Source organism: Mycoplana sp. 10N416 (assembly GCF_056394765.1).
Map to the genome: position 1 here is coordinate 393,184 of NZ_JBFTIM010000004.1, position 26,633 is coordinate 419,816.

The 26,633-nt window shown below is 64.5% G+C and carries 27 protein-coding genes; 16 read left to right on the forward strand and 11 right to left on the reverse strand.

Annotated elements, in window-relative coordinates; genetic code table 11:
- Positions 1–25 precede the first annotated feature (25 nt).
- The 7 genes from AC1DDS_RS11155 (at position 26) to trmB (ending at position 7,594) form a co-directional block, all read left to right on the forward strand.
- Entirely contained in the window at positions 26–1,081 is a 1,056-nt protein-coding gene (locus tag AC1DDS_RS11155) for a PhoH family protein (RefSeq protein ID WP_310411625.1), read from the forward strand.
- A 16-nt stretch (positions 1,082–1,097) separates the two neighbouring features.
- A complete protein-coding gene (ybeY, locus tag AC1DDS_RS11160) occupies positions 1,098–1,604 on the forward strand; it encodes an rRNA maturation RNase YbeY (protein ID WP_477478959.1) in 507 nt (168 codons plus the stop codon).
- A 9-nt stretch (positions 1,605–1,613) separates the two neighbouring features.
- Entirely contained in the window at positions 1,614–2,774 is a 1,161-nt protein-coding gene (locus AC1DDS_RS11165; protein WP_477478960.1) for a hemolysin family protein, read from the forward strand.
- 412 nt (positions 2,775–3,186) lie between these two features.
- Positions 3,187–4,773: an apolipoprotein N-acyltransferase gene (gene lnt / locus AC1DDS_RS11170; protein WP_477478961.1), complete on the forward strand. Its 1,587-nt coding sequence runs from the start codon at positions 3,187–3,189 to the stop codon at positions 4,771–4,773.
- Positions 4,774–4,918: 145 nt separating this feature from the next.
- A complete protein-coding gene (locus tag AC1DDS_RS11175; RefSeq protein ID WP_310411612.1) occupies positions 4,919–5,335 on the forward strand; it encodes a helix-turn-helix domain-containing protein in 417 nt (138 codons plus the stop codon).
- A gap of 176 nt (positions 5,336–5,511) precedes the next feature.
- Positions 5,512–6,771: a methionine adenosyltransferase gene (gene metK, locus AC1DDS_RS11180; RefSeq protein WP_477478962.1), complete on the forward strand. Its 1,260-nt coding sequence runs from the start codon at positions 5,512–5,514 to the stop codon at positions 6,769–6,771.
- A 121-nt stretch (positions 6,772–6,892) separates the two neighbouring features.
- Positions 6,893–7,594: a tRNA (guanine(46)-N(7))-methyltransferase TrmB gene (gene trmB / locus AC1DDS_RS11185; RefSeq protein WP_477478963.1), complete on the forward strand. Its 702-nt coding sequence runs from the start codon at positions 6,893–6,895 to the stop codon at positions 7,592–7,594.
- Between the two features lie 114 nt (positions 7,595–7,708).
- Here trmB and AC1DDS_RS11190 read toward each other — a convergent pair whose 3' ends face one another.
- Both AC1DDS_RS11190 and AC1DDS_RS11195 read right to left on the reverse strand, forming a co-directional pair.
- Entirely contained in the window at positions 7,709–7,966 is a 258-nt protein-coding gene (locus AC1DDS_RS11190) for a BQ00720 family protein (RefSeq protein ID WP_310411600.1), read from the reverse strand.
- Positions 7,967–8,106: 140 nt separating this feature from the next.
- On the reverse strand, positions 8,107–8,538 hold the full coding sequence (locus tag AC1DDS_RS11195) for an Hsp20 family protein (RefSeq protein ID WP_310411597.1): 432 nt from the start codon (positions 8,536–8,538) through the stop codon (positions 8,107–8,109).
- A 179-nt stretch (positions 8,539–8,717) separates the two neighbouring features.
- On the opposite strand from AC1DDS_RS11195, the gene AC1DDS_RS11200 reads away from it, so the two are divergent.
- Positions 8,718–9,662, forward strand: a complete 945-nt coding sequence (locus AC1DDS_RS11200; RefSeq protein ID WP_477478964.1) for a nucleoside hydrolase — start codon at positions 8,718–8,720, stop codon at positions 9,660–9,662.
- Between the two features lie 104 nt (positions 9,663–9,766).
- Here the strand turns inward: AC1DDS_RS11200 and AC1DDS_RS11205 are convergent, their stop codons facing one another.
- Positions 9,767–12,088, reverse strand: coding sequence for a methyl-accepting chemotaxis protein (locus AC1DDS_RS11205; RefSeq protein ID WP_477478965.1), 2,322 nt, complete (start codon positions 12,086–12,088; stop codon positions 9,767–9,769).
- A 233-nt stretch (positions 12,089–12,321) separates the two neighbouring features.
- Between AC1DDS_RS11205 and AC1DDS_RS11210 the strand changes: the two genes are divergently transcribed.
- Positions 12,322–12,990 (forward strand): phosphoribosyltransferase, encoded by a 669-nt coding sequence (locus tag AC1DDS_RS11210; RefSeq protein ID WP_477478966.1) that lies wholly within the window; start codon positions 12,322–12,324, stop codon positions 12,988–12,990.
- A gap of 103 nt (positions 12,991–13,093) precedes the next feature.
- Here AC1DDS_RS11210 and AC1DDS_RS11215 read toward each other — a convergent pair whose 3' ends face one another.
- The 6 genes from AC1DDS_RS11215 to AC1DDS_RS11240 form a co-directional block, all read right to left on the reverse strand.
- A complete protein-coding gene (locus AC1DDS_RS11215; RefSeq protein ID WP_477478967.1) occupies positions 13,094–13,732 on the reverse strand; it encodes a DUF1236 domain-containing protein in 639 nt (212 codons plus the stop codon).
- 100 nt (positions 13,733–13,832) lie between these two features.
- Positions 13,833–14,636 (reverse strand): 2', 3'cyclic nucleotide phosphodiesterase SpdA, encoded by an 804-nt coding sequence (spdA, locus tag AC1DDS_RS11220; protein WP_477478968.1) that lies wholly within the window; start codon positions 14,634–14,636, stop codon positions 13,833–13,835.
- Between the two features lie 102 nt (positions 14,637–14,738).
- On the reverse strand, positions 14,739–15,152 hold the full coding sequence (locus AC1DDS_RS11225) for a hypothetical protein (protein ID WP_477478969.1): 414 nt from the start codon (positions 15,150–15,152) through the stop codon (positions 14,739–14,741).
- Positions 15,149–16,522, reverse strand: coding sequence for an acetyl-CoA carboxylase biotin carboxylase subunit (gene accC, locus AC1DDS_RS11230; RefSeq protein ID WP_477478970.1), 1,374 nt, complete (start codon positions 16,520–16,522; stop codon positions 15,149–15,151). The genes AC1DDS_RS11225 and accC overlap by 4 nt, the downstream gene beginning before the upstream one ends.
- A 46-nt stretch (positions 16,523–16,568) precedes the next feature.
- Positions 16,569–17,018: an acetyl-CoA carboxylase biotin carboxyl carrier protein gene (locus AC1DDS_RS11235; protein ID WP_477478971.1), complete on the reverse strand. Its 450-nt coding sequence runs from the start codon at positions 17,016–17,018 to the stop codon at positions 16,569–16,571.
- A gap of 12 nt (positions 17,019–17,030) precedes the next feature.
- Positions 17,031–17,804 carry a LamB/YcsF family protein gene (locus AC1DDS_RS11240; protein ID WP_477478972.1) on the reverse strand — a complete coding sequence of 258 codons (774 nt, stop codon included), beginning with the start codon at positions 17,802–17,804 and terminating at the stop codon, positions 17,031–17,033.
- Between the two features lie 181 nt (positions 17,805–17,985).
- On the opposite strand from AC1DDS_RS11240, the gene pxpB reads away from it, so the two are divergent.
- The 4 genes from pxpB (at position 17,986) to AC1DDS_RS11260 (ending at position 21,510) form a co-directional block, all read left to right on the forward strand.
- Positions 17,986–18,654: a 5-oxoprolinase subunit PxpB gene (gene pxpB, locus AC1DDS_RS11245; protein ID WP_477478973.1), complete on the forward strand. Its 669-nt coding sequence runs from the start codon at positions 17,986–17,988 to the stop codon at positions 18,652–18,654.
- Positions 18,651–19,661 carry a 5-oxoprolinase subunit C family protein gene (locus AC1DDS_RS11250; RefSeq protein ID WP_477478974.1) on the forward strand — a complete coding sequence of 337 codons (1,011 nt, stop codon included), beginning with the start codon at positions 18,651–18,653 and terminating at the stop codon, positions 19,659–19,661. Before pxpB ends, AC1DDS_RS11250 begins: the two co-directional genes overlap by 4 nt.
- Positions 19,662–19,665: 4 nt before the next feature.
- Positions 19,666–20,700 carry a proline racemase family protein gene (locus tag AC1DDS_RS11255; protein ID WP_310411561.1) on the forward strand — a complete coding sequence of 345 codons (1,035 nt, stop codon included), beginning with the start codon at positions 19,666–19,668 and terminating at the stop codon, positions 20,698–20,700.
- A gap of 189 nt (positions 20,701–20,889) precedes the next feature.
- Positions 20,890–21,510, forward strand: coding sequence for a FecR domain-containing protein (locus AC1DDS_RS11260; protein WP_477479021.1), 621 nt, complete (start codon positions 20,890–20,892; stop codon positions 21,508–21,510).
- A 28-nt stretch (positions 21,511–21,538) separates the two neighbouring features.
- On the opposite strand, the gene AC1DDS_RS11265 is transcribed toward AC1DDS_RS11260, so the two are convergent.
- Positions 21,539–23,404, reverse strand: coding sequence for a CHASE2 domain-containing protein (locus AC1DDS_RS11265; RefSeq protein WP_477478975.1), 1,866 nt, complete (start codon positions 23,402–23,404; stop codon positions 21,539–21,541).
- Between the two features lie 5 nt (positions 23,405–23,409).
- Positions 23,410–24,114, reverse strand: coding sequence for a Crp/Fnr family transcriptional regulator (locus AC1DDS_RS11270; RefSeq protein WP_477478976.1), 705 nt, complete (start codon positions 24,112–24,114; stop codon positions 23,410–23,412).
- Between the two features lie 235 nt (positions 24,115–24,349).
- Here AC1DDS_RS11270 and AC1DDS_RS11275 point away from each other — a divergent pair, with 235 nt between their 5' ends.
- From AC1DDS_RS11275 to AC1DDS_RS11285, 3 genes are all read left to right on the forward strand, one after another.
- A complete protein-coding gene (locus tag AC1DDS_RS11275; RefSeq protein WP_477478977.1) occupies positions 24,350–24,790 on the forward strand; it encodes a DoxX family protein in 441 nt (146 codons plus the stop codon).
- A gap of 147 nt (positions 24,791–24,937) precedes the next feature.
- Positions 24,938–25,636: an orotate phosphoribosyltransferase gene (locus tag AC1DDS_RS11280; protein WP_477478978.1), complete on the forward strand. Its 699-nt coding sequence runs from the start codon at positions 24,938–24,940 to the stop codon at positions 25,634–25,636.
- A 64-nt stretch (positions 25,637–25,700) separates the two neighbouring features.
- A complete protein-coding gene (locus AC1DDS_RS11285; RefSeq protein WP_477478979.1) occupies positions 25,701–26,627 on the forward strand; it encodes a carbohydrate kinase family protein in 927 nt (308 codons plus the stop codon).
- The last annotated feature ends 6 nt before the right edge of the window (positions 26,628–26,633 follow it).

Consider the following 26,633-nt stretch of genomic DNA (forward strand, 5'->3'; position numbering starts at 1 on the left):
GCGGACAACTAGGGAGCCTTGCCGCTTGAACGGACACGAATTGATGACGACATCGCCGCGCCAGTCGAAGCCGCCTGCGACAGACGCAAATCACTTCGTGCTAACCTTCGAGAACAATCGATACGCCAGCGAGCTGTTCGGCCAGTTCGACCAGAATCTGAAGCTGCTGGAACAGCGGCTGCAGATCGACGCGCGTGCCCGCGGCAACTCGGTCGTCATTTCCGGCGACGTGGTGGCGACCAACCAGGCCCGCCGAGCGCTCGACTATCTCTACGGCCGGCTGCAGAGCGGCGGGTCGGTGGAGCTGTCCGACGTCGAGGGCGCGATCCGCATGGCCGTCGCTGCCGACGACCAGCTTTCCTTGCCGACGATGGAGCGCAAGGCCAAGCTGACCATGACGCAGATTTCCACCCGCAAGAAGACGATCGCGGCGCGCACGCCGATGCAGGATGCCTATATCCGTGCGCTGGAGCGTTCCGAGCTCGTCTTCGGTGTCGGGCCGGCCGGCACCGGCAAGACCTATCTGGCGGTCGCCTATGCCGCCCAGCTTCTCGAGCGCGGCGCCGTCGACCGGATCGTCCTGTCGCGACCGGCCGTGGAAGCTGGCGAACGGCTCGGCTTTTTGCCGGGCGATATGAAGGAGAAGGTCGATCCCTATCTTCGCCCGCTCTACGACGCGCTTTACGACATGATGCCCGGCGACAAGGTCGAGCGGGCGATCGCGGCCGGTGTCATCGAGATCGCGCCGCTGGCGTTCATGCGCGGGCGCACGCTCGCCAACGCGGCGGTGATCCTGGACGAGGCGCAGAACACCACCTCCATGCAGATGAAGATGTTCCTCACCCGCCTCGGCGAGAACGGGCGCATGATCGTCACCGGCGATCCCAGCCAGATCGATCTGCCGCGCGGGATGAAGTCCGGCCTGGTGGAGGCGCTGCACATCCTGCAAGGGGTCGAAGGCGTGTCGGTGGTGCGCTTCAAGGATGCCGACGTCGTTCGCCATCCGATGGTGGCGCGCATCGTCCGTGCCTACGAATCCCAGAGCGCCGTCCAGGACGAAAGCGAGCTGATGGACCGCTGAGGCGGTCCCTTGTACCATGACTGAAATCGACATCCAGATCAGCGTCGAAGGGGGCTCCTGGCCCGACGAGACGGCGCTCCTTGCCCAGAGCGCGCGGGTGATCGGCGCGGCGGCCGGCCATCTGGCCAGGGCGGAAGGGCAGCCCTTCCCAAAACAGCCGCCGGAACTGTCGCTGCTTTTCACCGACGACGCGTCGATCCGCACGATCAATGCCGAATGGCGGGAGCAGGACAAGCCGACGAACGTCCTGTCTTTTCCGGCCTATCCTCTGGCGCCCGGCGACATGCCCGGTCCGATGCTGGGCGACATCATCCTGGCATACGAGACGTTGCAACGGGAGGCCGGCGAACTGGGCAAGCCGTTCGACGAGCATCTGACGCATCTTCTGGTGCATGGATTTCTGCACCTCTTCGGTTATGATCATATGGAAACCGACGAGGCCGAAGAAATGGAGGGGCTGGAGACTCGCATTTTGGGCGAGCTTGGCCTATCTGACCCCTACGGGGACGACCCGGTTCAATAGTTTGGAACAATGAGCGATTTGAGAACACAGCCGCTGACGGCTGACACGAACGAGGCCGGCGCCTCAGAGCAGGACGACGGGGGCAGTACGCCCAAGCCGGAACCTCAGTCGAGACCGGCACGATCCTTCTGGGCGCGCGCCACGCGCTTCTTCCGCAACCAGGACGCTTCGACGCTGCGCCATGACCTGGCCGAGGCGCTGAAGACCTCGGACCTGTCCGACGACGCGGCCTTTTCGCCCGAAGAGCGGGCAATGCTGCACAACATCCTGCGCTTCCGCGAGATCCGCGTCGAGGACGTGATGGTCCCGCGCGCCGACATCGAGGCGGTGGAGCAGGACGTCACCATCGGTGAGTTGATGGTGATCTTCGAGGAATCGGGCCATTCCCGCATGCCCGTCTATTGCGACAGCCTCGACGACCCGCGCGGCATGGTGCACATCCGCGACCTTCTCGCCTATGTGACGAAGCAGGCGCGCAACAAGCGGCGCAACGGAGCGAAGAACGGCGCCGCCACGGCGGTCCCGGCTGCGGTCGGTGAAAAACCGGCCAAGGCGCCGAAGCCGCAGTTCGATCTCGCCCGAGCCGACCTGAGCAAGACGGTGCTGGAGGCGGGCATCATCCGACCAGTGCTGTTCGTGCCACCCTCGATGCTCGCATCGGACCTGATGGGACGCATGCAGGCCGCCCGCACGCAGATGGCACTCGTCATCGATGAATACGGCGGAACCGACGGTCTTGCGTCGCTGGAGGACATCGTCGAGATGGTCGTCGGCAACATCGAAGACGAGCACGACGACGACGAGGCGATGATCACACCGGTCTCCGACGACGTCTTCATCGCCGACGCGCGGGCCGAACTCGAGGAGTTGGCCGAGACGATCGGCGGCGATTTCGACATTCGCGAGCAGCTCGAGGATGCCGATACGCTGGGCGGCCTCATCTTCAACTCGCTTGGCCGCATCCCGGTTCGCGGCCAGGTCGTGCAGGCCTTGCCCGGCTTCGAGTTCCATGTGCTCGACGCCGATCCCCGTCGCGTCAAGCGCGTGCGGATCACCCGCAAGCGCCCGCCCGCCCAGCGCCGCCGACAGGCGAAGCCGGAGAGCGAGAATGTTGTCGCCGTACCCGAGCACGCCCCTGTTGAAGGTGACAAGACCCAAGGCAACGCCTGACCCGGCGTTGCTTGCCTACGTGAGCGAAAAGTGTCAATTTCGGTCGCGTGGGTGGCAAGGTTTTGGGGTATGGGTATCGCATTATTTTATCTGGTCTATGTTTTTGTGTTCTTGTTTGGAGCAACAGTCGTGTCCGTGATTATCAAGGATCGACGACGGATATACCATCCCAACTACATGTCGTTCTTCTTCATCGAGCGCAGAAAATATATTCACTTTATTATTCTGTTTTATTTCCTGATCGTCGGTTGCTTGGTTGGTAGCGTATTGCTGAATTGATGCCGTCAGTGGCGCTCTCACGCCTTTCGCCGTCGATCTTTTGCCATCTTCCCGACATCTAGCGGTGCGCGACAAGTGCGCCGTTTTTTGAAAGACTTGGCGCGCTGATTCGCGCGAGGTTCGAGGGAGCGGTATGGAGCGACTGGCAGGCAAGGTCATGCTGATGTCCGGTTGGACTCGGGCATTGGCAGCATTCCTGGCGGGCCTGGTCGGGGTGCTGGCGCTGCAGCCGTTTGGCTTCTTTGCCGCCCTGTTTGTCTCGTTTTCGGTCCTGGTCTGGTTGATCGACGGGGCGAGCGGTGATCCCGACGCCGGCCTCCTGCACCGGCTGGCCCCGGCCTTCCGCATCGGCTGGTGTTTCGGGTTCGGCTATTTCCTCGGTGGGCTTTGGTGGCTCGGCAATGCGCTGCTGGTCGAGGCGGACGAATTTGCCTGGGCGCTGCCGCTGGCGGTGCTTGGACTGCCGGCGGTCCTTGCCTTCTTCTATGGCTTTGCGGCGGCGCTGGCGCGGCTCTTCTGGTCCGACGGCGTGGGACGCATGTTTGCACTTGCCGCCGCCTTCGGGCTCGCCGAGTGGCTCCGCTCCTGGTTGTTCACCGGCTTTCCCTGGAATGCGATCGGTTACGGCGCAATGCCGGTGGCGCTGATGATGCAGCCGGTACGCATCTTCGGCATTGCCGGCATGAACGTTTTGGCTGTTTTCGTCTTCGCTGCGCCTGCGCTTCTCTGGACCGGCCGCGGCAAGCGGCTGGGTCTTTCGCTGGCGGTCCTGCTCCTGGCGCTGCAGACCGGATATGGCTTCTACGTGCTGCACCTGCAGCCCGATCCGGCCGATACGGATGTGACCATCCGGCTGGTGCAGCCGATGATCGACCAGTCCGTCAAGCTCGACGACGGGCAGCGGGCCGCGGTGTTCGAGAAGCACCTGGCGCTGACCGCCGCACCTCCTTCCGGCAAAAATCGCCCCGACATCGTCGTGTGGCCGGAGACGTCGATCCCCTTCATCCTGACCGACAATCCGGATGCGCTCGCAAGGATCGCCGACGTCCTCGATGATGATCAGGTGCTGATTGCCGGCGCGGTGCGCGCGGAGGAGGGGGGCACCGGCAAGCCGCCGCGCTACTACAACTCGATCTATGCGATCGACGGCACGGGGCAGATCCTCGGTGCGGCCGACAAGGTCCATCTCGTCCCCTTCGGCGAATACATGCCGTTCGAGGAGGTACTCAATTCATGGGGGATCAATGCCGTCGCCGCCTTCCCGGGCGGCTTTTCGGGCGCGCGCGTCCATCAGGTGCTGACCCTGCCGAAGGGACGCTCGTTCTACCCGCTCATCTGTTACGAGGCGATATTTCCGGGCGAGATCGACCCGACCGCCTATGCGACCGACGCACTGCTCAACATCACCAATGATGCCTGGTTCGGCGACACGCCCGGACCCTACCAGCACTTCCATCAGGCGCGGGTGCGCGCGGTCGAAACCGGTCTGCCGCTCGTGCGGGCCGCCAATAATGGGGTCTCGGCGGTTGTGAATTCCAGGGGCGAGGTTGCATTAGGGCTTCCTTATGATAGGAGTGGATTTGTCGATGCAGCCATACCGGGAAAAGTCGCCCCCTTTCATGATATTGTGTCACAAAACCTCTGGTTTTGGTGTCTAGTTGCAATCTTTTTCGGATCTGCGGTGATTTCTCGCCATGGTTTTATCAGGCGAGCGAATTGACCAAAAACCCCTAAAATTGCATAGTGACCTTCACCGGCATCATAGTCGTATATCAAGTCCGGAAAATTTTCGGGTACAACGTGACGTTAGGTCTAAAGGTCGATGCCGGATGACAGGCCAATTCGCGCGTTAGGAAACAGCAAAGATGGAAAACAAGAAGAAGCCGAACCCGATCGACATTCATGTCGGTAGCCGGATCCGCCTTCGCCGCACCATGCTTGGCATGAGTCAGGAAAAACTGGGCGAAAACCTGGGAATCACTTTCCAGCAGATCCAGAAATACGAGAAAGGCACGAATCGCGTCGGCGCGAGCCGTCTGCAGAACATTTCCAGCATACTGAACGTGCCGGTTTCCTTCTTCTTCGAGGATGCCCCGGGCGATGGCTCGGGCAATCAACCCGGCATGGCCGAGGCCTCCAGTTCGAACTATGTGGTGGATTTCCTCTCCTCCTCGGAGGGGCTGCAGCTGAACCGCGCCTTCGTGAAGATCGCCGATCCCAAGGTGCGTCGCAAACTCGTGGACCTCGTGAAGGCGCTCGCGGCCGAGGCGGAAGTGGAGTAGCCTCTCGCGTCGCTTGACAAATCGTGCGCAAGAAAACGGCTCCTTTTGGGGCCGTTTTCTTTTGCGGCGGCTCAGGTGAAATAGTTGGACATAAAGATATGTTTATGTCGTTCTGCGCTTGTTTTTCGGGGCCGAACTGACTAAGACGGAAGCGTCTTCATTGAGGGAACTCCCGTATGCGCAGCAACTATCTTTTCACCAGCGAGTCCGTGGCCGAGGGACATCCCGACAAGGTCTGTGACCGGATCTCCGATGAAATCGTAGACCTGGTCTACCGCGAGGCGAACAAGACGAAATTCGATCCCTGGATCGTTCGCATTGCCTGCGAGACGCTTGCGACCACCAATCGGGTGGTCATTGCGGGCGAGATGCGGCTGCCGCCGAGCCTGATGAAGAAGGACAAGCACGGCAACGACGTCATCAACCCTGCGAAGTTCAAGGCGGCTGCGCGCAAGGCGATCCGCGACATCGGCTATGAGCAGGACGGCTTCCATTGGAAGAATGCCAAGATCGATGTGCTGCTTCACGGGCAGTCCGCCGATATCGCCCAGGGCGTCGACAATGCCGCCGACCAGCAGGGTGACGAGGGCGCCGGCGACCAGGGCATCATGTTCGGCTATGCCTGCCGCGAGACCGAGGAACTGATGCCGGCGCCGATCTACTATTCGCACCGGGTTCTCCAGCTTCTGGCCGAAGCCCGCAAGAAGGGCGATGGCGACGTCGCCAAGCTCGGCCCCGACGCCAAGAGCCAGGTGACGGTGAAGTATGTCGACGGCAAGCCGTCGGAAGTCACCTCGATCGTCCTGTCCACCCAGCACCTCGACGACAGCTGGGATTCGGCCAAGGTCCGCAAGGTGGTCGAGCCCTATATCCGCGAGGCGCTGCACGACATCAAGATCGCCGACGACTGCAACTGGTACATCAACCCCACCGGCAAGTTCGTCATCGGCGGACCGGACGGCGACGCCGGCCTGACTGGCCGCAAGATCATCGTCGACACCTATGGCGGTGCCGCGCCACACGGCGGCGGCGCGTTCTCCGGGAAGGATACGACCAAGGTCGACCGCTCGGCGGCCTATGCGGCGCGCTATCTGGCCAAGAACGTCGTTGCGGCCGGCCTCGCCGATCGCTGCACCATCCAGCTGTCCTACGCGATCGGCGTCGCCCAGCCGCTATCGGTTTATGTCGACCTGCACGGAACCGGCAAGGTGAGCGAGGATCAGGTTGAGGCCGCGATCCGCCAGGTGATGGATCTGTCGCCCTCCGGTATCCGCCGGCATCTCGACCTGAACAGGCCGATCTACGCCAAGACCGCCGCCTACGGCCACTTCGGCCGCAAGGCTGGCCGCGACGGGTCGTTCTCCTGGGAGAAGCTGGACCTGGTCAAGCCGCTGAAAGAGGCGGTGAGGACGGCGGAGACGCTTAAGGCGGCCTGATCGGCCTTTTCCGAGGCGTCGTAAGATTGTAAAGCGGGCGTCTTCCTGAAAAACCGGTTCCCCCGTGGGGCCGGCTTCAGGAAGGCACCCGCTTTTCGCTTTTATCGTGAGAGACCAGCCCATGACAGAACAGCAGCGCCCGAGCCGCGCCACGGAAGCCTTCTTCGGACGCCGCAAGGGCAAGCCGCTGCGTGAACGGCAGGCGCGGCAGCTGGATGAGGTGTTGCCGACGCTGGCGCTCGACCTGTCGCAGCCGGCCCCGGATCGGATCGAGGACCTGTTCGCCTTCACGCCGGCCCGCCTGCGCCTGGAAATCGGCTTCGGCGGCGGCGAGCACCTGATACACAGAGCGCTGGAGCAGCCGGATACGGGCTTCATCGGCGTGGAACCGTTCGTGAATTCCATGGCCAAGCTGGTCGGCCGGATCGAGGAGACCGGCGCGCGCAACATTCGCCTGTACGACGACGACGCGACCGAGGTTCTGGATTGGCTGCCGGCGGCCTCGATCGACCAGATCGATTTGCTCTATCCCGACCCGTGGCCGAAGCGGAAGCACTGGAAGCGTAGGTTTGTCTCGAAGGTCAATCTCGACCGGTTCGCCCGGGTGCTCAAGCCCGGCGGGCACTTCTGCTTTGCCTCCGACATCGACACCTATGTCAACTGGACGCTGCTGCACTGCGGCGCGCACCCGGCCTTCGAATGGACGGCAGGCAATGCCGCCGACTGGTTGACGCCGTTTGCCGGCTGGCCCGGAACGCGCTACGAGGCCAAGGCGCGGCGGGAAGGGCGAAGCTCCGCCTACCTGACCTTCCGGCGGGTCTGATCCCGCCGGCGCTTGTGGCGTATTTCTCCCGAAATCGGTGACCGGCTTCGGGACGGAGACGTGCGAAAAGCGGAAGGAAAGCTCAGCAAGCGAGCCTGGAAGATGGCCGCGAGATCAGTGCAGGCTGACCGTGCGCAGTTCGTCTTCCGCGGCCTTGTAGAAGGTGCTGGAGCGATTGTCGGTCAAAAGGATCGGCGTGCCGTCGGCGCCAAACAGCGCCCACAGGTCGAGGTTCGGATCGATGTCCGGCGCTTCCGGGAAGCAGCGCGAAACTTCGTCGGCCCGCATCTTGCGGATATACCCGACTTCGCCCGCGCCCAGATGCGCAAGGTCGGCTTTGGTGAATTGAGGCGTGATTGTCTTCAGTCCCATGTTTGCCTCCTGGCAATTCGCCGGATTGGTTACCGGCCTGCCCGGATGCCCGCTGTCGTCATGACCCGTCGGTGCGTCCGGTTTAGATCAGACTATCCGTGAGCATTTCCGCGGCGCTCCCGCCGCAATGATCGCTTGGCCTAGTCTGGTACGGAAATGTTAATTTTCTTTACCAAACGCTCCGGTTCGGGGCGTACGAGGTCGATCGAAAGAAGGCCGTTGCGCAGTTCGGCACCGAGCACCCGCATTCCGTCGGCAAGGACGAACATGCGTTGGAACTGCCGGGCGGCAATGCCCCGATAGAGGAAGTCGCGCTCGCTGGTGTCGCTCTGCCGGCCGCGGACGACCAGCTGGTTTTCCTCCGTCGTCACCTCGAGATCGTCCTCGGCAAAACCGGCCACGGCGAGCGTGATGCGCAGCCGTTCCGGATCGCCGGAAGCGATGTCGGAGCGAATCCGTTCGATGTTGTACGGTGGGTAACCGTCGTTGCCCTTGGCGATCCGTTCGAGCGTTTTTTCCATCGCGTCGAAACCGAGAAGGAGCGGGCTGGCAAAGGGCGTGATGCGGCTCATTTCATTAGTCCTTGCGTTCAAGCGACCGTTGCAGGACCCGAATTTTCAGCATCCTGCAGAGCGCAATATGGGGACTGTCCGGCAGAGGCGCAAGACGCTTGCCTCGCGGCCTCCGGCAAATATAGTCGGCCCTTTGCCGGAAGGACGGCACTGCAGATGATTCGGGAAGGTGAAGACCTATGTCGCAACGAAGAAAAATAATCATAGACACAGATCCGGGTCAGGACGATGCGGCGGCCATCATGCTGGCACTCGGCAGCCCCGATGAACTTGACGTTCTCGGCATCACCACGGTCGCCGGAAACGTGCCCCTGACGCTCACCGCGCGCAATGCCCGCATCCTCTGCGAGCTGTGTGGACGCCCCGACGTAAAGGTCTTCGCCGGTGCCGACGCACCGTTGGTCCGCCCGCTCGTCACCGCCGAGCACGTGCACGGCAAGACCGGGCTCGATGGTCCGGACCTCGACGAGCCCACCATGCCCTTGCAGGCCATGCATGCGGTCGACTACATCGTCGATACGCTGCGGAGCGAGCCTGCAGGCACGGTGACCCTGTGCACGCTCGGGCCGCTGACGAACGTCGCGCTGGCGCTGCAGAAGGCACCGGACATTGCCGAGCGGGTGGAGGAGATCGTCATGATGGGTGGCGGCTTCTTCGAGGGCGGCAACATCACGCCGGCTGCGGAATTCAACATCTATGTCGATCCGGAGGCCGCCGATATCGTCTTTCGCGCCGGCGTCCCGATCGTGATGATGCCGCTCGACGTCACGCACAAGGTGCTGACGCTGAAGACCCGGGTCGAGAAGCTCCGCGCCATCGGCTCACGCCCGGCGATCGCGCTGGTGGAGATGCTGGAATTCTTCGAGCGCTTCGACGTCGAGAAGTACGGTTCCGACGGCGGACCGCTACACGACCCGACCGTCATCGCCTATCTGCTGCGCCCTGAGTTGTTCGACGGCCGCGTCTGCAACGTCGCGATCGAGACCGCTTCTGAACTGACCGCCGGCATGACCGTCGTCGACTGGTGGCAGGTCACCGACCGCAAGCCGAACGCCCGGGTCATGCGCGACGTCGACTCGCACGGGTTCTTCGAGCTGCTGACGGAGCGCGTCGCACGGCTGTGAGGCGGCGTGCCGTCCGCTGGTGCCGCTGAGCGGCGCCAGCACCAAACTGAAATGCGAACGGCGCCACGAGGGCGCCGTTGCCGTTTTCTGCCATGCCGTTCGGATCAGAATTCTTCCCAGTCGTCCCGGGCAAGTGCCGCATTTCCGGAGACCTGCGGGATTGCGCGAGCCGGAGCAGGGCGGCGGACCGGCGTTTGCACCGCGGCCTGGACCGGACGCTGCGGCTGCCGCGCCACGACCGGCTGGCCGCGCTCGGTGCGGAAGCGGGCAACGAGCGACTGCAGCGTCTTCGCCTCCTCGTTCAGCGCAACGCTGGCGGCGGTGGTTTCCTCCACCATCGCGGCGTTCTGCTGCGTCACCTGGTCCATCTGGTTCACTGCCGAGTTGATCTCCTTCAGGCCGACGGCCTGTTCGGATGCCGAGGAGGAGATCTGACGGATCAGCTCGTTGATGTGCATGACCTGCTCGGCGATCTTCTCCAGCGCGCTGCCAGCATTGCCGACGAGGTTGACGCCCTCGCGTACCTGCGTTTCCGAGGCGTTGATGAGGTTCTTGATCTCCTTGGCGGCGTTGGCGGAGCGCTGGGCAAGTTCGCGCACCTCTTGGGCGACGACGGCAAAGCCCTTGCCGGCCTCGCCGGCGCGCGCCGCCTCGACACCCGCATTGAGCGCCAGAAGATTGGTCTGGAAGGCGATCTCGTCGATCACACCGATGATGTTGGAGATTTCGGCGGACGACTTCTCGATGCCCTTCATGGCGGCGATTGCCTTCTGCACGACCTCTCCCGACTTGCCGGCGTCGTCGCTCGCAGTGGCGACCGACTGGGCGGCGGTGCGGGCATTGTCGGCGCTCGAGTTGACCTGCGAGGTCAGTTCGTCGAGGGCGGCTGCGGTCTCCTCCAGGCTTGCGGCCTGCTGTTCGGTGCGGTGCGACAGGTCGGCAGCGCCGTTGGAGATCTCGTTGGTGCCGTTGCCGATGTTGGCGACCGATGCATTCACCGTCTGGATCGTCTCTTCGAGACTTGCCATGGCCGAGTTGAAGTCGGTCTTGATCTTGGCGTATTCGCCGGGGAACTCGCCACCCAGGCGATAGGAAAGCTCGCCGGCCGAAAGGCGGGCTAGACCATCGGCAAGACGCGAAACGATGTCGCGCTGCACGGTGCTTGCGGCCTGCCGCTCGGCCTCCGAGCGATTGCGTTCCGTCTCGCTCATCTGGCGATGGCTCTCGGCCTCGGCCTCGAGGCGCTTGGCGTCGGCGAGCTGGTGGCGGAACCCTTCAAGCGATTTCGCGACCGTACCGGTCTCGTCGCCACGCTCCTGACCGGAAACCGGATCGGCGTAGTTGCCGTGGCTCAGCTTCTCGACGTCGCTGACGAGGCCTGCGAGCGGCTTCTGCACATACCGACGGACGGCGATCCAGAGGCCGGCCAGCACGGCGCCAAGCACGATGAGGCCACCGATGACCATCATGAAGGTCTGCTCCTCCACCGGAGCGTTGATCACCGCGCGCGGAATGTCGACCAGCACGACCCAGGTCGCATTCACGTCTGGCAGCGCGACTGGATAGACGACACGGTCGAAGGACGCGCCATCCTCGAACTCGAGGTTCGGGACGAAGCCGGCCTTCTGCGAGGCGAGTGCCTCCTTGATGACCTCGCTGCCGGTTCCCTCGTAGTCTTTCATCAGCAGATCCGGTTGCGGGGCGACCAACCACTTGCCGGATTGGGTCAGAACCAGAACGCGACCAGAGCCGAAGGGCTTGAGCTGGGAGACACGTTCGGCAAGCGTGGTGAGCCTGACGTCGACACCACCGACGCCGATCAGCTTGCCCTTCGACATGACCGGATAGGCGATCGACGAGATGGAAATGGCCTGGCCCGTTCCCGTCTCCAGGTAGGGTGCAGTCATCGCGCCTTTGCCGCTCTTTGCCGCGAGCTGATAGAACTCCGCGTCGTACTCGGACTCGAACGTAGAGAAGGTGATGCCGTCCGCGCGCTTGGTCCAGTAGGGATTGAAGGTGCCGTCCTTGGCACCACCGAACTCGGCGTTCTCGGCAAACTCGGCTGCCTTGCCGTCGAAAGCATCCTTGTCCGCTGCGAACCAGCTGCCAAAGGCAAAGTCGTTCTTCTCGACGTTGACCTTCAGGAGATCGATGACGCTCTTGCGGTCAAGCTGTCCGGTTTCGTGGCCCGTGCCAATGATGCCCATTGTCGAGCGAGCGGCACTGGCCAGCTCACCGACCGCTCCGGCGATGTCTGCGGCGATCGCACGGGCCTCGCTGTTGGCCTCGTTCAGGATCAGCGACTGCACCCGGTCCTCGGACTGGGAAATCAGGATGAAATTCGATGCCAGGAGAACGAGGGCGATCGTGCTTCCGGTTACTGCGATCAGCTTCGTCGCCAGCGACTTGGGCTGTATGTTGAACATGTGATCCTCACGAGCTGAGACCTTCGCCGGTGTTTCACGGCGATCAGACGCAATCGAAATGGGAGTGGCTCCGTCATGGAGAGGTGGAAATGCCGACCGGCATCCGGGGAGCAGCTCCAGACCCTGCGGAGTCTGCTCGTCTGTCCTATTTCAGTATCGGCAAGACATTAACGAATTTGATATGATGGGGTGCGAACTCCAGCATCTTCCTCTTGCTGTCAGCGGGTGCCGGGATGTCCGGATTCCATCAGTTTGTCGATCGAGCCGATGCAGGCCGAAGCCTGGCGGAAGTGCTGTCGCGCGAACCCTTCGAGCGGCCGGTGGTCCTTGCCATCCCGCGTGGCGGCGTTGCCGTCGGAGCGGAGATCGCCGCCCGGCTCGGGGCCGAACTTGACCTCCTTTTTGTTCGAAAGATCGGTGCTCCCTGGAACCGGGAAGTGGCGATCGGCGCGGTTGCCGGCAGTGACACGCCCCAGACGGTTATTAACAGTGATCTCGTCGTCTCCAGCGGTGCCACCCGGGCCTATATCGAGGCCGAGGTCGCTCGGCAGATCGCCGAGATCGATCGCCAGCGGACGGCCTATCTCGGCGGCAAAACGGCCGTGGCGTTGGAGGGGCGCGACGTGATCGTCGCGGATGACGGGGTGGCAACCGGTGCCACGCTTGCCGCCGGCTTGAAAGCGCTCCGTCTGCAAGGCGTACGCTCGGTCACGCTTGCCATCCCGGTTGCCCCGCCGGAGGCGATCGAACTCCTGACGCCGTCCGCCGACCGTGTCGTCTGCCTTCGTGAGCCGCGCGACTTCCGCGCCGTGGGGCTGCACTATCTCGATTTTGCGCAGGTTTCCGACGGCGAGGTCATCGAGGCGCTGAAGCGTGGAGGCGGTGAGGCGGGGCACCCCTGAGGCGCGTCGCGGCGTAAAATGCCCTTGAGCCGGCCCCCTTCAGCGACACATGCAGAAGCGGCCCGCCACGAGGAGCGGGCCGCCAATTCATGGAGCGGGAAGGTCAGCGCACCCAGACGACTTTCCGGGTGTTGCGCTCGATGAGGACCGGGCGCTCGTCCACGTAGATGTAGCCGTAGGCGGGACTGTCTGGCACGGCGACGAGGTCGACGTTGTCGGGAATGACGGTTCCGGCCGCGACGGGTCCCTCAAGCACGACCGGGCCTACCGGGTGGCGCTCGATATAGGTGATCGTTGTTGGCGGCACTTCGCGAGCGATGCTTCCGGTCGTCTGCACGTCCTGCGCATAGATCACCCGCCGGTCGTGGGTTCGCACGATCACCGGGTTGCCATCGACATAGATGTAGGCCAGATCGGGATGATCGGGAATGGGTGTCAGCACGACGTCTTGCCTCAGGCGCGTTTCGGCCGTGACCGGCCCTTCGAGCACGACCGGTTCGACGGGATGCTCTATCACGTAGGTTCGTGCCGCCGGCGGAACGGAGGCGGCCGCACCAAGCGTCGCACCGGCCACACCGCCGATCGCAGCACCGACGGGCCCGCCAACGAGTGCGCCGGTCAAAGCACCTGCCGCCCCGCCCGTGGCGGCGCCGAGCCCGGGGTTGTTCTTCTTTTCTTCAGCGTGGACGGTCATCGCACCTGCCAATGCAAGCGCAACGCCAGCCATGAGAATCCTGTACATAACCTTTTCCTTTCGAATTGGGTCTGTCGGTCCCTTCACCAAGGCAAAACGCCTGCCGGTGGATTGGGTTCCGACATCCGAAAGGGGGCGTCACGAACCGTCACGCGATCGCGCTGTCGCGTCGGGCGATTTCGTAGTCCTCGTTGTGCACCTGCAGGCCCTCCGGCGTCAGCACCACGATCCCATAGGCGCCGGGTTCATCGACCGACAGCGAGGCGTTCGGGGCGTCGAATGGCATTGGCTGCTGGTGCACCGGGCTCTTGAAGATCGAAAAGGGGATGCCGTGGTGCGAGCCACCGATCGTGCGGTGGACGTGGCCTGCAAAAATGTGGCGCACGTTTCCATGACGCAGAACCAGGTCGTAGAAAGCGGCTTCGTTGGTCAAGCGGATCGAATCCATTCCGGTGAACCCGGTGGGATGCGGCGGGTGGTGCATGAAGAGCAGCACGGGCCTTTCCGCCTTCGCCAGCTTCCGGTCAAGCCAGGAGAGGCGTCGCTCGCAGAGAAGGCCGGAATGGCTGGCGGGATAGTCGTAGGGCGGGGCGAACAGCGTATCGAGCAACAGCACCCGGCAGTCGGGAAAGTCGATTGCCTGCTGGACGAAGCCGCCCTCGTCCGGTGCGACATGGTCGAAGGCGTCGAGGAAGCGTTCGCGGTTGTCGTGGTTGCCGATGGTGATCGCCGCCGGCGGCACCAGGGTGGCGAGGAGACCCTTCAGCCGCAGGTAGGAGGCATGGTCGGCGCGGTGCGTCAGATCGCCGGTGAAGATGACGCGGTCGGCATCCGGATGGTGAAGGTTGACGTGCTCGATGCCCTTGCGCAGGCGCTCGTAGGGATCGAGGCCGATGATGGTGGTGCCCTCGGGCGTCATGTGCAGGTCGGTGAAGACGATGAGCTTGGTCATGGAAAAGGTTCCGCATCAGGAATTGGCCGGTGAAATCTCTCCGGCGGGGATGTGTCGGTCAAGAGCCGGATTGCGAAAGTCTTGTAGCGAAGCCGGGGCGTTTCATGGGGATGGCAGAACGGCAGCCGCCACCACCTCGAACAGAGGATCGCCATAGCCGATCTCAGACCCGTCCGCCGGCAATTGCGCGACGAGCACGGCATCCCGCTCGGCAAGGATGGGACGCAGGAGCGGGCCGATCGAGACATAGGCGATGATCTCGCCGCGCCGGACCCTGCGGGGCAGGACCGGCGGGGCGACGGCGCTTGCGGGATGCGACAGATGCAGCGTGCCGAAGCTTGTCGAGCGAAAGATCGAGGCGGCTGCCGCGCCAGTACTCGCCGCATCACTTGGCGCCTGGGGATGGTGCGCGCGGTGGCGCAGGCTCAGCCGCAGGCCGCCTTCCTCGATGTCGAGTTCGGCGATGCCGTAGCGCACCATCAGCTCGTCCAGCTGGCTGGCGAGTTCGTCCGTCATCGCGCCGCGCCTCCGAGGGTGCCACCTTCGAGCAGCCGTTCCAGGTGGTGGATATCGAAGCCGCCGGCGACGACGCCCGGTTCGTCGAGCAGCTTCAGGTGCAGCGGGATGTTGGTGCGGATGCCCTCGATCGTTGTTTCCGCAAGCGCGCGCCGCATGCGGACGAGTGCCTCCTCGCGAGTTGCGCCATGGGCGATGATCTTGGCAATCAGCGAGTCGTAGTTGGGCGGTACCTCGTAGCCGGCAACGAGGTGGCTGTCGACGCGGATGCCGAAGCCGCCCGGTGCAACGAAGCGTTCGATCCGGCCCGGCGACGGCGTGAAGCGGAACGGATCTTCCGCGTTGACGCGGCATTCGATCGCGTGTCCTTCAAGGCGAATATCCTGCTGACGGAAGCCGAGCGGTTCGCCCTGCGCGATGCGCAACTGTGCCTGGACGATGTCGATGCCGGTCACCATTTCCGTGACCGGGTGTTCCACCTGGACGCGGGTGTTCATCTCGATGAAGAAGAATTCGCCGTCCTGGTAGAGGAACTCGAAGGTGCCGGCGCCGCGATAGCCGATGGCGAGGCAGGCTTCGGCGCAGCGCCGGCCAATCGTCTCGATCAGGCTTCGCGCGATGCCCGGTGCCGGCGCTTCCTCCACGACCTTCTGATGGCGGCGCTGCGCCGAGCAGTCGCGCTCGCCGAGATAGACGGCGTTGCCGTGCGAATCGGCCAGCACCTGGATCTCGACGTGGCGCGGATGTTCCAGGAAGCGCTCGACATAGAGCGCCGGGTTGCCGAAGGCGCGGCCGGCTTCCTCGCGGGTCACGGCGACGGCGTTCGCAAGATCTTCGGGGCGGCGCACGACGCGCATGCCGCGGCCGCCGCCACCGCCTGCGGCCTTGACGATCAGCGGATAGCCGGTGGCCTCAGCGATTGCCCGGATCTCGGCCGGGTCGTCGGGCAGGGCACCGTCGGAACCGGGCACGCAGGGCACGCCGGCGGCGCGCATCGCCGCTTTCGCCGAAACCTTGTCGCCCATCAGCGCGATCGCCTGCGACGGCGGGCCGATGAAGACAAGGCCGGCATCCTCCACCACCTTCGCGAAGGTCGCGTTCTCCGAGAGAAAGCCGTAGCCCGGATGGATGGCATCAGCGCCCGAATGGCGGGCGGCGAGCAGAAGCGCGTGCATGTCGAGATAGCTTGCGCTCGATGGTGCGGGGCCGATGCAGATCGAGCGGTCGGCAAGTTCGACATGCCGCAGGGTCCGGTCGGCCTCCGAATGCACCGCGACGGTGCCAAGGCCGAGTTCCCGGCAGGCGCGCAGGATACGAAGCGCGATCTCGCCGCGATTGGCGATGAGCACGGTGCCGAAACGCCGGGTCATGACGCGATCCAATCGAGAACAGGGCGAGTGGTTTGGCGGGACATGGTCAGCCGGCCACCCTGCGGATGCGAAACAGCGGGGTTCCGGCCTGCACCGCTGCGGCATCGTCGAGCAGGATCTCCAGCACGGTGCCGTCGCAGTCCGCCTCCACCGGGTTCATCATCTTCATGGCCTCGACGATCGCGATCTGCTGGCCGTCGCGGATCTCGTCTTTCGCATTGACGAACGGCGCAGCGCCCGGTGCCGGGGCGCGATAGAAGGTGCCCGGAAGGCCGGCCACGATCGTGTGCACGTTGCTGTCGACGGCGGTGGAAGGGTCGTCCGGCAGGATCGGCGACTGCTGATGGCGACCCTCCGAGGCAGCGGGGACGGCGTTTCTACGCGCAGTCGCGCCCTTCGCAAGCCGGATGCGCAGGTTGCCCTCCGTCACATCCAGTTCCTCGACATCCGAATTTGACAGCATCTGCATCAGCCGTTCGATGACTTCGAGATCCATCCTCGTCTCCGCCTACTTCAGGAAATTGCGCACGGTGATGCCGTCCGCCTCGAGGGCATCACGAACGGTCCGCGCGATCGTCACGGCGGCCGGTGTGTCGCTGTGGACGCAGATCGAATCGATCGGTGTCTCAATCCACTTGCCGGTCACGGTCTCGATCGCACCGGCGCGCACCATGCGCACGACGCGCGCGGCGGCTTCGACCGCGTCATGGATGACAGCGCCCGGCTGGCTGCGATGAACGAGGTGGCCTTCCTCGGTATAGGCCCGGTCGGCGAAGATCTCCGAGGCGGTGGCGAGCCCCATCTCGTTTGCCTGGCGCTGCTGATGGCCGAGGGCGATGACGAGGCAGACGAGTTTCGGTTCGACGGCCTTGATCGCCCGGTTGACCGCCATCGCAACCTCGGCATCCTGCTGGGTGAGGTTTCCAAGCGCGCCATGGGCCTTCACATGGGTGATCTGATGGCCGGCATAGGTGGAGAGCGCCTGGGCGGCGCCGATCTGGTAGGCGACGAGCCGCTCGATCTCGCCGGCAGAGAAGGGAATATTGCGCCGGCCGAAGCCCCACAGGTCGGGAAAGCCGGGATGTGCACCGACGGCGACGCCCCGCTCGCGCGCCAGTGCGAAGGTCGTCGCCATGATTTCCGGGTCGCCGCCGTGGAAGCCGCAGGCGATGTTGGCGGAAGTCACGACGCGCAGGATCGCGTCATCATCTCCCATGCGATAGGCGCCAAAACCTTCCGCCATGTCCGAATTGAGATCGACGCTCAAGGGCTTGTCGGTCATTCTCGTCTCCTCCCGCTTCCCTCTTGGTTCTAGGATGATTTTCTCCATCTGTCCCGCCCAAAGCGCAGTTGATGCGATGCGGTCGCCGACGCATGATGAAAGCAGTTGGATTGCGGTCCGCTCTGATATATCAGGGCCGTCATCGTCAATCCTGTAACGCCGTCCGGATTGGATCCCCCGTTTGACCAACAGAAGCGAATATCCGGTAATCAGCATGGAGGGTGCGGGCGCCGTGCTGCTCGACGCGGCGGATGCGGTTTTTTCGCCTGCGACACAGGAGCGGATCTGGGCGGTGGCCAAGGCGTTGCGCGCGGTGGACGGCGTTCGCGAGACCGTGCCGGGCATGAACAACCTGATGGTCGTCTTCGATCCGGTCGCGATCACGCCGGATAAGCTGGAGCGAGAGCTCGACGCGGCCTGGCACAACATCGTCCCCGACCCCGTCGCCGGCCGCGAGATCGAGGTGCCGGTTGCCTATGGCGGCGCGACGGGGGAGGACCTTGCCGCCCTTGCGCAGCATTGCGGCCTGACGCCGGCGGAGGTCGTGCGGCGGCACTCGGAGGCTCACTATTCCGTCGCCGCCGTCGGCGCCATGCCGGGCTTCGTGTATCTGTCGGGGCTAGATCCCAGTTTGGCCATGCCGCGTCGGGCGGTGCCGCGCATGAAGGTAGAGATCGGTTCGGTGATCATCGGCGGCGCGCAGGCCGGCATCATGCCGGTGACGGCGCCATCTGGCTGGCACATCATCGGGCGGACGGAGATGACGTTGTTCGACCCGTCACGCGAGCCGCCAGCCGCCTTCCGCCCGGGCGACCGGATCCGCTTCCGCGCAGAAAGGATCGAGCTGTGATCGAGATTCTTTCGACCGGGGCGGTCAACAGCGTGCAGGATCTGGGCCGCCCCGGCTTCCTCGACGTCGGCGTCGGCTGGTCGGGCGCCATGGATGCCCCGGCGCTCGCGGCCGCCAATCTCCTGCTCGGCAACGCGTCCAATGCGGCCGGCATCGAAGTCTCGCTCTTTCCCTTCCGCCTGCGGTTTCTGCGCGACACCGTCTTCGCCGTCACCGGTGCCGATTGCCCGATCACCCTCGGCGACCGGTCGCTGCCGTCCTGGTGGGCGGAGACGGCCCGGGCCGGCGAGACGCTGACGCTCGGCCTGCCGCGCGCAGGCGCACGCGCCTATCTGGCGCTCGGTGGCGGTGTCGACGTGCCGGAGGTGCTCGGTTCGCGTGCCACCGACCTGAAAAGCGGCTTCGGCGGCTGGCAGGGGCGGGGCCTCAATCGCGGCGACCAGTTGCTGCTCGTGGAAGGCGGCGCGCTTCCCGAAGGCGGCATCGGCATTGATCCGACGAACTTGCGCGACGGCGGGGCGCCCACCGAGAGCCCGGTCGTCCTGCGCGTGCTGCCGTCGGCGGAGTACCTGGCCTTCACCGACGCCGCGCTGGAAGCCTTCTTTTCGACCGAGTGGAGTGTCAGCAACGAGGCCAACCGCATGGGCTACCGCCTGAGCGGACCCGAACTGGCATTGACGCGGAAACTCGAACTCTTCTCGCACGGCATCATGCCGGGCACCGTGCAAGTGCCGCCGTCGGGGCAGCCGATCATCCAGCTCGCCGAGGCCAACACCTGCGGGGGCTATCCGAAGATCGCCAATGTCATCGAGGCCGACCTGTGGCGGCTCGCGCAGGCCCCGGTCGGCGCAACGCTGAGGTTCGCGTTGATCGACAGGGAGGAAGCGGTTGCGGCGCTCGTTCGCCAGCGCCGGGCGCTCGACGACATTGCGGCGCTCGCATCGCTTGCCCGCAAGGACGGGCAGAGCGTGTGGCGCCACACATCCAATCACATGAGTGGAGTATGATACGATGAGATGGAAACGTACGATCCAATTGCTGGACGTTCATTGCGAGGGTGAGATCGGCAAGGTCGCGATCGGCGGCGTGCCAAAAATCCCCGGCAACACGATCGCCGAGCAGCTGAACTACATCAACACGGTCGATGACAGCCTGCGGCGGTGGCTCTGCCTGGAGCCGCGCGCGGCGGCGACCGGTTCGGTCAACCTGCTGCTGCCGGCCAAGCGCCCGGAAGCCGATGCCGGCTTCATCATCCTGCAGGCCGACCAGGCGCATGCTTCCTCCGGCTCCAACTCGATCTGCATCACGACGGCGCTGCTGGAAAGCGGCATCATCGAGATGAAGGAACCGGAAACGATCGTCACGCTCGATACGGCTGCCGGTCTCGTCAGGGCGACGGCGACCTGCCGCGACGGCCGCTGCGAGAAGGTGAAGCTGACAATGGTGCCGTCCTTCGCCCATGAGCTCGATGCCGAGATCGACACGCCCGACTGGGGCCGCGTCCGCTTCGACATCAGCTACGGCGGCATCTTCTATGCGCTGGTCGATGTCGACCAGATCGGCACGAAGATCGAAAAGGCCAATGCCCGCAAGCTGGTCGACGCCGGCATGGCGCTGAAGGACCTGATCAACAAGGCGATGCCCGTCGTTCACCCGGAAATCCCCGAGATCAACGGCATCGCCTATGTGATGTTCCGCGACCGCGAGGAAGACGGCACGATCCGGACCGCCACCACCATGTGGCCGGGCCGCGTCGACCGCTCGCCCTGCGGCACGGGCAATTCGGCCAACCTTGCCACGCTGCACGCCCGCGGCAAGGTCAAGGTCGGCGATACCTTCAAGTCGCGCTCGATCATTGGCTCCGAATTCGAAGTCGGCCTGCAGGCGGAGACGGAAGTCGCCGGCCGCAAGGCGATCATCCCGACCATCACCGGTCGCGGCTGGACCTTCGGCCTGCACCAGGTCGCGCTCGATCCGACCGATCCGCTGGCGAACGGCTTTGCCATGACCGACACCTGGGGTCCGCAGGCCGGCGAGATCGTCTGACGGAGATCTGACGGCGTTAACTGAGAGGCATTCTCGGGAAACGAACCTAATCGGCCGCTGCCTTTCGTCCGAAAGGTTGCGGCCGATATGAAGAAACGGACCAGCCGGACCGTTTCCAAGGTGATGGACGCCACCATTGGCCGGGTTATCTCCCAACGGAAGAGGTTGGTGATGCAGGTACGAGACCTTTTGGGCAGGCTGCCGGTGGGCCGCCGTGAATTCGTCGCAGGAAGCCTGCTCGCGATCGCGTCGATCGCCTCCAGGGCCGCCGCGGCCAATGCCATCATCGGTGCCGCTGATGAGGTGCGCGGCACGGTCAGCCGCAAGATCGGCGGCAAAAACGCTCCGATCCATGCCGGCGCCGATATCATGGACCGCGACTTCATCGTCACCGGCGAGGAGAGCTTCGCGGCGCTGACGCTCGGCAGCGACACCAAGCTTCTGCTCGGCAGCCAGACCCAACTGCTGGTCGACAGTTTCATCGCCGGCCAGGGCGGCACGATCGAGCTGGGCACGGGCCGGCTGATCTTCGATCGGCCGCAGGGGGCGCCAAAGCTGGACCTCGCATTGCGCACCGCCTTCGGCATGATCGGCGTGCGCGGCACCAAGTTCTTTGCCGGGCCGAATCGCGGGGCCTTCGCCGTCTTCGTCGAGCACGGGTCCGTCGACGTCACCGGCGGCGGTGTGACGCGCCGGGTCGGCGCGGGAGAGGGCATCGACATTGCGGCCCCGGGCGCGGCGCCTGGGCCAGTGCGGCGTTGGGGGCAAGCACGCATCAGGGAAGCCTATGCCAGCGTCGGCGTGCGTTGAAGGCAGTCGCCGGCCGTAGCATTCGGCGCTATTGCGGCGCGTCCGGGGTGAAGAGTTCCATCGAGCCGATCCCGCGGATCTCGTGAGCGCCAAGGGAGCGCAACGGGCGGGTGGTTTGCGCGGCGGCGACGGGTCCGATGCAGATGTCGGTTCCAAGCATCTTGTTTTCCTCCTGCAGCCGCGCGGCAACATTCATCGCCTCGCCATGGGCGGTGTAGTCCAGCCGTCCGCCGGTTCCGACCTCGCCGAGCACCACCAGGCCCGTTTCAATGCCGATCCGCGTCCGGCCGAAGGCGACGGCGGCAAATGGCGACCGCTGGCGCATCTCTTCGGTCAGGCTGTGAATCGCGACGGCGCACTCGATAGCCTTGTCGACGTGGCGGTCGAGGTCGTCGGGCGCGTTGAACAGAGCGGTGACCGCATCGCCGACGATCTTGTTGACCATGCCGCCCTGGCGCTCGACCAGCGCGTTGACCTCGCGAAAGTAGATGTCGAGCAAGGGGACGAGGCGCTGCGGACCGATGCGGTGGGAGAGCGCGGAGAAGCCTTCGATATCGGTGAAGAGGGCAGTGACCTGCCGTTCCTCGCCGGCGACGCGGTCCAGGCCCGGATTGTCGAGGTAGCGTGAGACGACGGATTCCGGCAGGTACTGCGCAAAGCGCTGGCGGGCGGTCTGCTCGGCGCGGCGAACCTGCGAGAACTGCAAGATGCCGGTCACCAGCAGGACGGAGGTCAGCGCCAGCACGATGCTCACGGCATCGACCAGGAGGGCCGTCTGCCGGTAGATCAGTGCCGCCGCAGCTATGGTCGCGACCAGGAGGACAAGCCCGAGCGCGGCGGCAGGCATGGGCCGCAGCCGTGTGATGGAAAATGCAATGCCGATCCCCGCAAGCAGCGCAAATGCCGCCTCCCAGACAATCAGGCGCTGGTCCCGTGTCGGGACGAAACCCGTCAGGATCGCGGTGGCGAGGTCGGCGTGGATCTGCACGGAAGGCTCGAGCGGCATCGAGGCGCTGGCCCTCAGGCCCCCGAGCGCCGGCATGCTGCTGCCGATCAGCACCATCCTGCCGGCGATGCGTTCCGGTGCTATGACGCCGCGCAGCACGTCGACGGCGGATGCCGTCCGGCGCGCGATGCGGGCGGCGTCCGCAGCGACGAAGCGCAGGCTGCCGCTCTCGTCCGGATGAAGAATGCGTGTGTCTTGCCGGATCCAGGCGGGCGTGCCGCCGAGCACCGGCGTCCCCGCGCCGGCAGCGCGGCGCGCCACCTCGACGCCCAGGGCCGGATAGGCGGCGTTATCGACGATCGAATAGGCCTGGACGCGGCGCACCAGTGCGTCCGCGTCGCCGACGAGAAAGGCCGAAGCCGCCGCGGCGGCGCGATCCTGGAACATCGGGCAGGACGTCTCCGTCCCGTCGACGAACCAGGAAGCCGGGACCTCCACCGGCCGTTGCACGGCCAGACCGGGCACGGGTCGCGGCGTCGGAAGCGGGCGATCGCCGATCAGGAAGCCCAGCACGGCCGGGACGCCGCCGATGGCATCCGCCAACGCCCGGTTCGCCGGATCGGTGGCATCGCAATTGCCGCTGAAGACGAAATCGAGCGCCAAGCCGACGGGCTTTGCCGCCGCAATCGTCGATATCAGTTCCGCCGTTTGCGCGCGTTGCCACTCGCCGCCGGCCACCGACTGGAAGGAGCGGTGGTCGATATCGACCACGAGCAACCCGTCCCTCTCCGGCGCCGGAACAGACTGGGTCAGCGTGTCGAAGAACAGCTCGCGCGGCGTTTCGAGCGCGCCGCGGGGAAGGGTGTAGATCAGCAGGGTGCCGAGGAGGCTTGCCAGAACCCCGACAAGAAGCGGCTTGGAGCGCAACTGTCGGAATTCGGGGGGCACGGCCGCTACTCGTCTTCAGGCTCGGCAATGCTGCGCAGCTTGCCGATATGGCAGAAGATGATGCCGTCCGTGCGGCGGATCGCCCCGGCCTCCTCGAGCGTCAGGATCGAGCGGTTGATCTTGGGCCGGCTTGCGCCGACGATACTGGCGATCTCCGTCTGGCTCAGCCAAAGCTGCAGGTTTGCGCTTTCCGGCAGCTCGTTGCCGTGGATCTGGCGAAGCGTTGCCAGAAAGAAGCGGGCGACGCGGGCGTCGAGGTCGTAGAGGGCGATCGTTTCGAGCTGCTCCGTCGTTTCGCGCAGCTTGGTGCAGAGATAGTGGATGATGGCCTGATAGGCCTTGGGGTTGCGCTCCAGCACCTCGAGGAAATCGCGCTTGCTGATGATGTAGCCTTCGGCGACGGTCATGGCCGTGGCGTCGGCCGAGCGCGGCTGGCCGTCGAGGATCGCCATCTCGCCGAAAATCGAACCGGCCTCCAGGTGGCGTAGCGTCAGTTCCTTGCCTTGCGGGGTGATCAGCGAGATCTTGATACGGCCGGAGACGACGACGATGAGATAGCTGCCTTCGTCGCCGCGCTGGAACAGTACGTTGCCCGCGTTCCATTTGCGGTAACTTGCGATCCCGGCGACATCGGCGATCGTTTCCTTGCTGAAGCCCTCGAAGATCGGAAACGACCGCCAGAACGCGGTGCTCCTGCTGATCTCGTTCATGCCGTGACGCTCCCCATCCCCGATCTTTCAGGAATTCTTCCCGCACTCCGACGTCGGTTGCAACAGAAAAGTCGGGGGGTGAAATTGCGAGGCCGCGGCCGCAAATACGTGAGCTGTCCTCGGCATTGTGCACAAATGTTGAACGATGTGTAGCTTGATGGCAGGCTAGTGTAGACGTGGCGTTCTGGTAAAAATGGTTGCAAAGATCCGCTGCAACTCTTTCAGGAGCCATTCCATGCCCCAGAACGTCGTCATCCTCGTCGGACGCATCCTGCTTTCGGCCATGTTCATCCTCGCCGGCTATCCCAAGCTGCTCGATCCCTCCGGCACCGCTGGCATGATCGCCGGCGCTGGCTTGCCGGCTGCCACTGCGCTTGCCTATCTCGCCGGCCTGTTTGAACTCGTCGCCGGTCTGTTCATTCTTGTCGGCTTCCAGACGAAGATCACCGCCTACCTGCTCGCCGCCTTCTGTGCCTTCACCGCGCTCGTCTTCCATGGCAGCCCGATCAACGTTCCGGACTTTCCGGACGGCGCCAACATGATGCTCAGCATGTTCAACAGCCTGATGATGATGAAGAACCTGACGATTGCCGGCGGCTTCCTCGTGCTGGCCGCCTTCGGCCCCGGCGCGCTCTCCGTCGATGCCCACCGCGGTTCCGCCCCGGCCGTCGCCTAAGACGCTTGTCTTTTCCGGAATGACACAGGCCTCCCCGGCGCACCGGGGAGGCTTTTTTGCTTCTGCAGCCCGCTGTAATCGCCGGTTCGTATGGCAAATGCCGCGTCTTGCTGGTATTCGCTCGCAATCACCAGCAGGAGGGTTGTCATGTTTTCCAATTCGTTTCCGGATCGCGACACGATGGCGGAGCTGCTCGCCCGCATGCTGTGGGAGATCAAGGCCGTCCACTTCCGGCCCGAGGAGCCCTACAAGCTAGCGTCGGGCATGGCGAGCCCGGTCTATATCGACTGCCGCAAGCTGATCTCCTATCCGCGCATCCGCTCGGCCGTCATGGACTTTGCCGCCGCCACCGTGCTGCGCGGCGCGGGTTTCGAGCAGTTCGATGTGGTGGCCGGCGGCGAGACGGCCGGCATTCCCTTTGCCGCGCTGCTTGCCGATCGCCTCGGCTTGCCGATGATCTACGTGCGCAAGAAGCCCAAGGGGCACGGCCGCAACGCGCAGATCGAGGGGCACATGCCGGAAGGCGCGCGCGTGCTGGTGATCGAGGACCTGACGACGGCCGGCGGCTCCATGTTCACCTTCATCGATGCAATCCGGCAAGCCGGTGGCGTCGTCGATCACGGTATGGCGCTGTTCTACTACGGCATCTTCCCGGAGGCCGAGACGCGGTTCGCCAACGGAAAGGTGAAGTTGCACCACATCGCCACCTGGCGCCATGTGCTTGCCGCCGCCCGGTCGGAAAAGCTCTTCGACGAAGCAACGCTCGCCTCGGTCGAAGCCTTTCTCAACGCACCGCTCCTCTGGTCGGCCGACCACGGCGGCGTCAACGCGCTTCCGACGACCTGAGCAAAACCACTGGCATTTTCCGCGGCACTCGATTAAATCGATTAAATAACGGAGGAGGGCTCTCATGATCCTGTGCTGTGGCGAGGCGCTGATCGACATGCTGCCGCGGACATCGACGCTCGGCGAGGACGCCTATGCGCCCTATGCGGGCGGCGCGATCTTCAACACGGCGGTCGCGCTCGGGCGGCTCGGCGTACCGACTGCCTTCTTCACGGGCCTCTCCGACGACATTCTGGGCGACGTGCTGCGCAAGACGCTGGCTGCCAGCAACGTCGACTACGGTCCCTGCGCGGTTCTCTCGCGGCCGACGACCGTCGCCTTCGTCAAGCTCGTCAACGGCCAGGCGACCTATGCCTTCTATGACGAGAACACTGCCGGCCGCATGATCACGCTCGAAAATCTGCCGGTGCTCGACGACGACTGCGAGGCGCTGCATTTTGGCGCCATCAGCCTGATCCCCGAGCCGTGCGGGGCCACCTACGAAACGCTGCTGGCGCGCGAGCACGACCGGCGCGTGATCTCGCTCGACCCGAACATCCGCCCCGGCTTCATCAAGGACGCCCAAGCCCATATGGCACGCATCAACCGGATGGCCGCGCAGTCCGACATCATCAAGTTTTCGGACGAGGACCTCGCCTGGTTCGGCATGCACGGCAGCCATGATGAGCTTGCCGCCGAGTGGCTGAAGCGGGGGCCGAAGGTAGTGGTCATCACCAAGGGTGCCGAGGGCGCCGATGGCTACACGAAGGACTTCAAGGTGTCGGTGCCCGGCGAGAAGGTGGCGGTGGTCGATACGATCGGGGCCGGCGACACGTTCGACGCTGGCGTGCTGGCGTCGTTGAAGCGCAGCAATTTGCTGACGAAGGCGGCAGTGGCGTCCCTTCCCGAAGACGCGCTACGCGACGCCCTGGAACTTGCCGCGAAGGCAGCGGCGGTGACGGTGTCGCGCGCCGGCGCCAATCCGCCGTGGGCGAAGGAAATCGGGCTGTAACGCTTG

What these genes read in the sequence shown, in the direction of transcription:
- AC1DDS_RS11235 (WP_477478971.1), bottom strand. Translation starts at nt 17,018, where the DNA reads ATGGATCTCGAAGTCATCGAACGGCTGATGCAGATGCTGTCAAATTCG.
- AC1DDS_RS11255 (WP_310411561.1), top strand. Translation starts at nt 19,666, where the DNA reads ATGAGATGGAAACGTACGATCCAATTGCTGGACGTTCATTGCGAGGGT.
- AC1DDS_RS11205 (WP_477478965.1), bottom strand. Translation starts at nt 12,088, where the DNA reads ATGTTCAACATACAGCCCAAGTCGCTGGCGACGAAGCTGATCGCAGTA.
- AC1DDS_RS11240 (WP_477478972.1), bottom strand. Translation starts at nt 17,804, where the DNA reads ATGACCGACAAGCCCTTGAGCGTCGATCTCAATTCGGACATGGCGGAA.
- AC1DDS_RS11210 (WP_477478966.1), top strand. Translation starts at nt 12,322, where the DNA reads ATGTCCGGATTCCATCAGTTTGTCGATCGAGCCGATGCAGGCCGAAGC.
- AC1DDS_RS11165 (WP_477478960.1), top strand. Translation starts at nt 1,614, where the DNA reads ATGAGCGATTTGAGAACACAGCCGCTGACGGCTGACACGAACGAGGCC.
- metK (WP_477478962.1), top strand. Translation starts at nt 5,512, where the DNA reads ATGCGCAGCAACTATCTTTTCACCAGCGAGTCCGTGGCCGAGGGACAT.
- ybeY (WP_477478959.1), top strand. Translation starts at nt 1,098, where the DNA reads ATGACTGAAATCGACATCCAGATCAGCGTCGAAGGGGGCTCCTGGCCC.
- trmB (WP_477478963.1), top strand. Translation starts at nt 6,893, where the DNA reads ATGACAGAACAGCAGCGCCCGAGCCGCGCCACGGAAGCCTTCTTCGGA.
- spdA (WP_477478968.1), bottom strand. Translation starts at nt 14,636, where the DNA reads ATGACCAAGCTCATCGTCTTCACCGACCTGCACATGACGCCCGAGGGC.
- AC1DDS_RS11270 (WP_477478976.1), bottom strand. Translation starts at nt 24,114, where the DNA reads ATGAACGAGATCAGCAGGAGCACCGCGTTCTGGCGGTCGTTTCCGATC.
- AC1DDS_RS11190 (WP_310411600.1), bottom strand. Translation starts at nt 7,966, where the DNA reads ATGGGACTGAAGACAATCACGCCTCAATTCACCAAAGCCGACCTTGCG.
- AC1DDS_RS11285 (WP_477478979.1), top strand. Translation starts at nt 25,701, where the DNA reads ATGATCCTGTGCTGTGGCGAGGCGCTGATCGACATGCTGCCGCGGACA.
- accC (WP_477478970.1), bottom strand. Translation starts at nt 16,522, where the DNA reads ATGACCCGGCGTTTCGGCACCGTGCTCATCGCCAATCGCGGCGAGATC.
- AC1DDS_RS11215 (WP_477478967.1), bottom strand. Translation starts at nt 13,732, where the DNA reads ATGTACAGGATTCTCATGGCTGGCGTTGCGCTTGCATTGGCAGGTGCG.
- AC1DDS_RS11200 (WP_477478964.1), top strand. Translation starts at nt 8,718, where the DNA reads ATGTCGCAACGAAGAAAAATAATCATAGACACAGATCCGGGTCAGGAC.
- AC1DDS_RS11175 (WP_310411612.1), top strand. Translation starts at nt 4,919, where the DNA reads ATGGAAAACAAGAAGAAGCCGAACCCGATCGACATTCATGTCGGTAGC.
- AC1DDS_RS11275 (WP_477478977.1), top strand. Translation starts at nt 24,350, where the DNA reads ATGCCCCAGAACGTCGTCATCCTCGTCGGACGCATCCTGCTTTCGGCC.
- AC1DDS_RS11225 (WP_477478969.1), bottom strand. Translation starts at nt 15,152, where the DNA reads ATGACGGACGAACTCGCCAGCCAGCTGGACGAGCTGATGGTGCGCTAC.
- AC1DDS_RS11280 (WP_477478978.1), top strand. Translation starts at nt 24,938, where the DNA reads ATGTTTTCCAATTCGTTTCCGGATCGCGACACGATGGCGGAGCTGCTC.
- lnt (WP_477478961.1), top strand. Translation starts at nt 3,187, where the DNA reads ATGGAGCGACTGGCAGGCAAGGTCATGCTGATGTCCGGTTGGACTCGG.
- AC1DDS_RS11195 (WP_310411597.1), bottom strand. Translation starts at nt 8,538, where the DNA reads ATGAGCCGCATCACGCCCTTTGCCAGCCCGCTCCTTCTCGGTTTCGAC.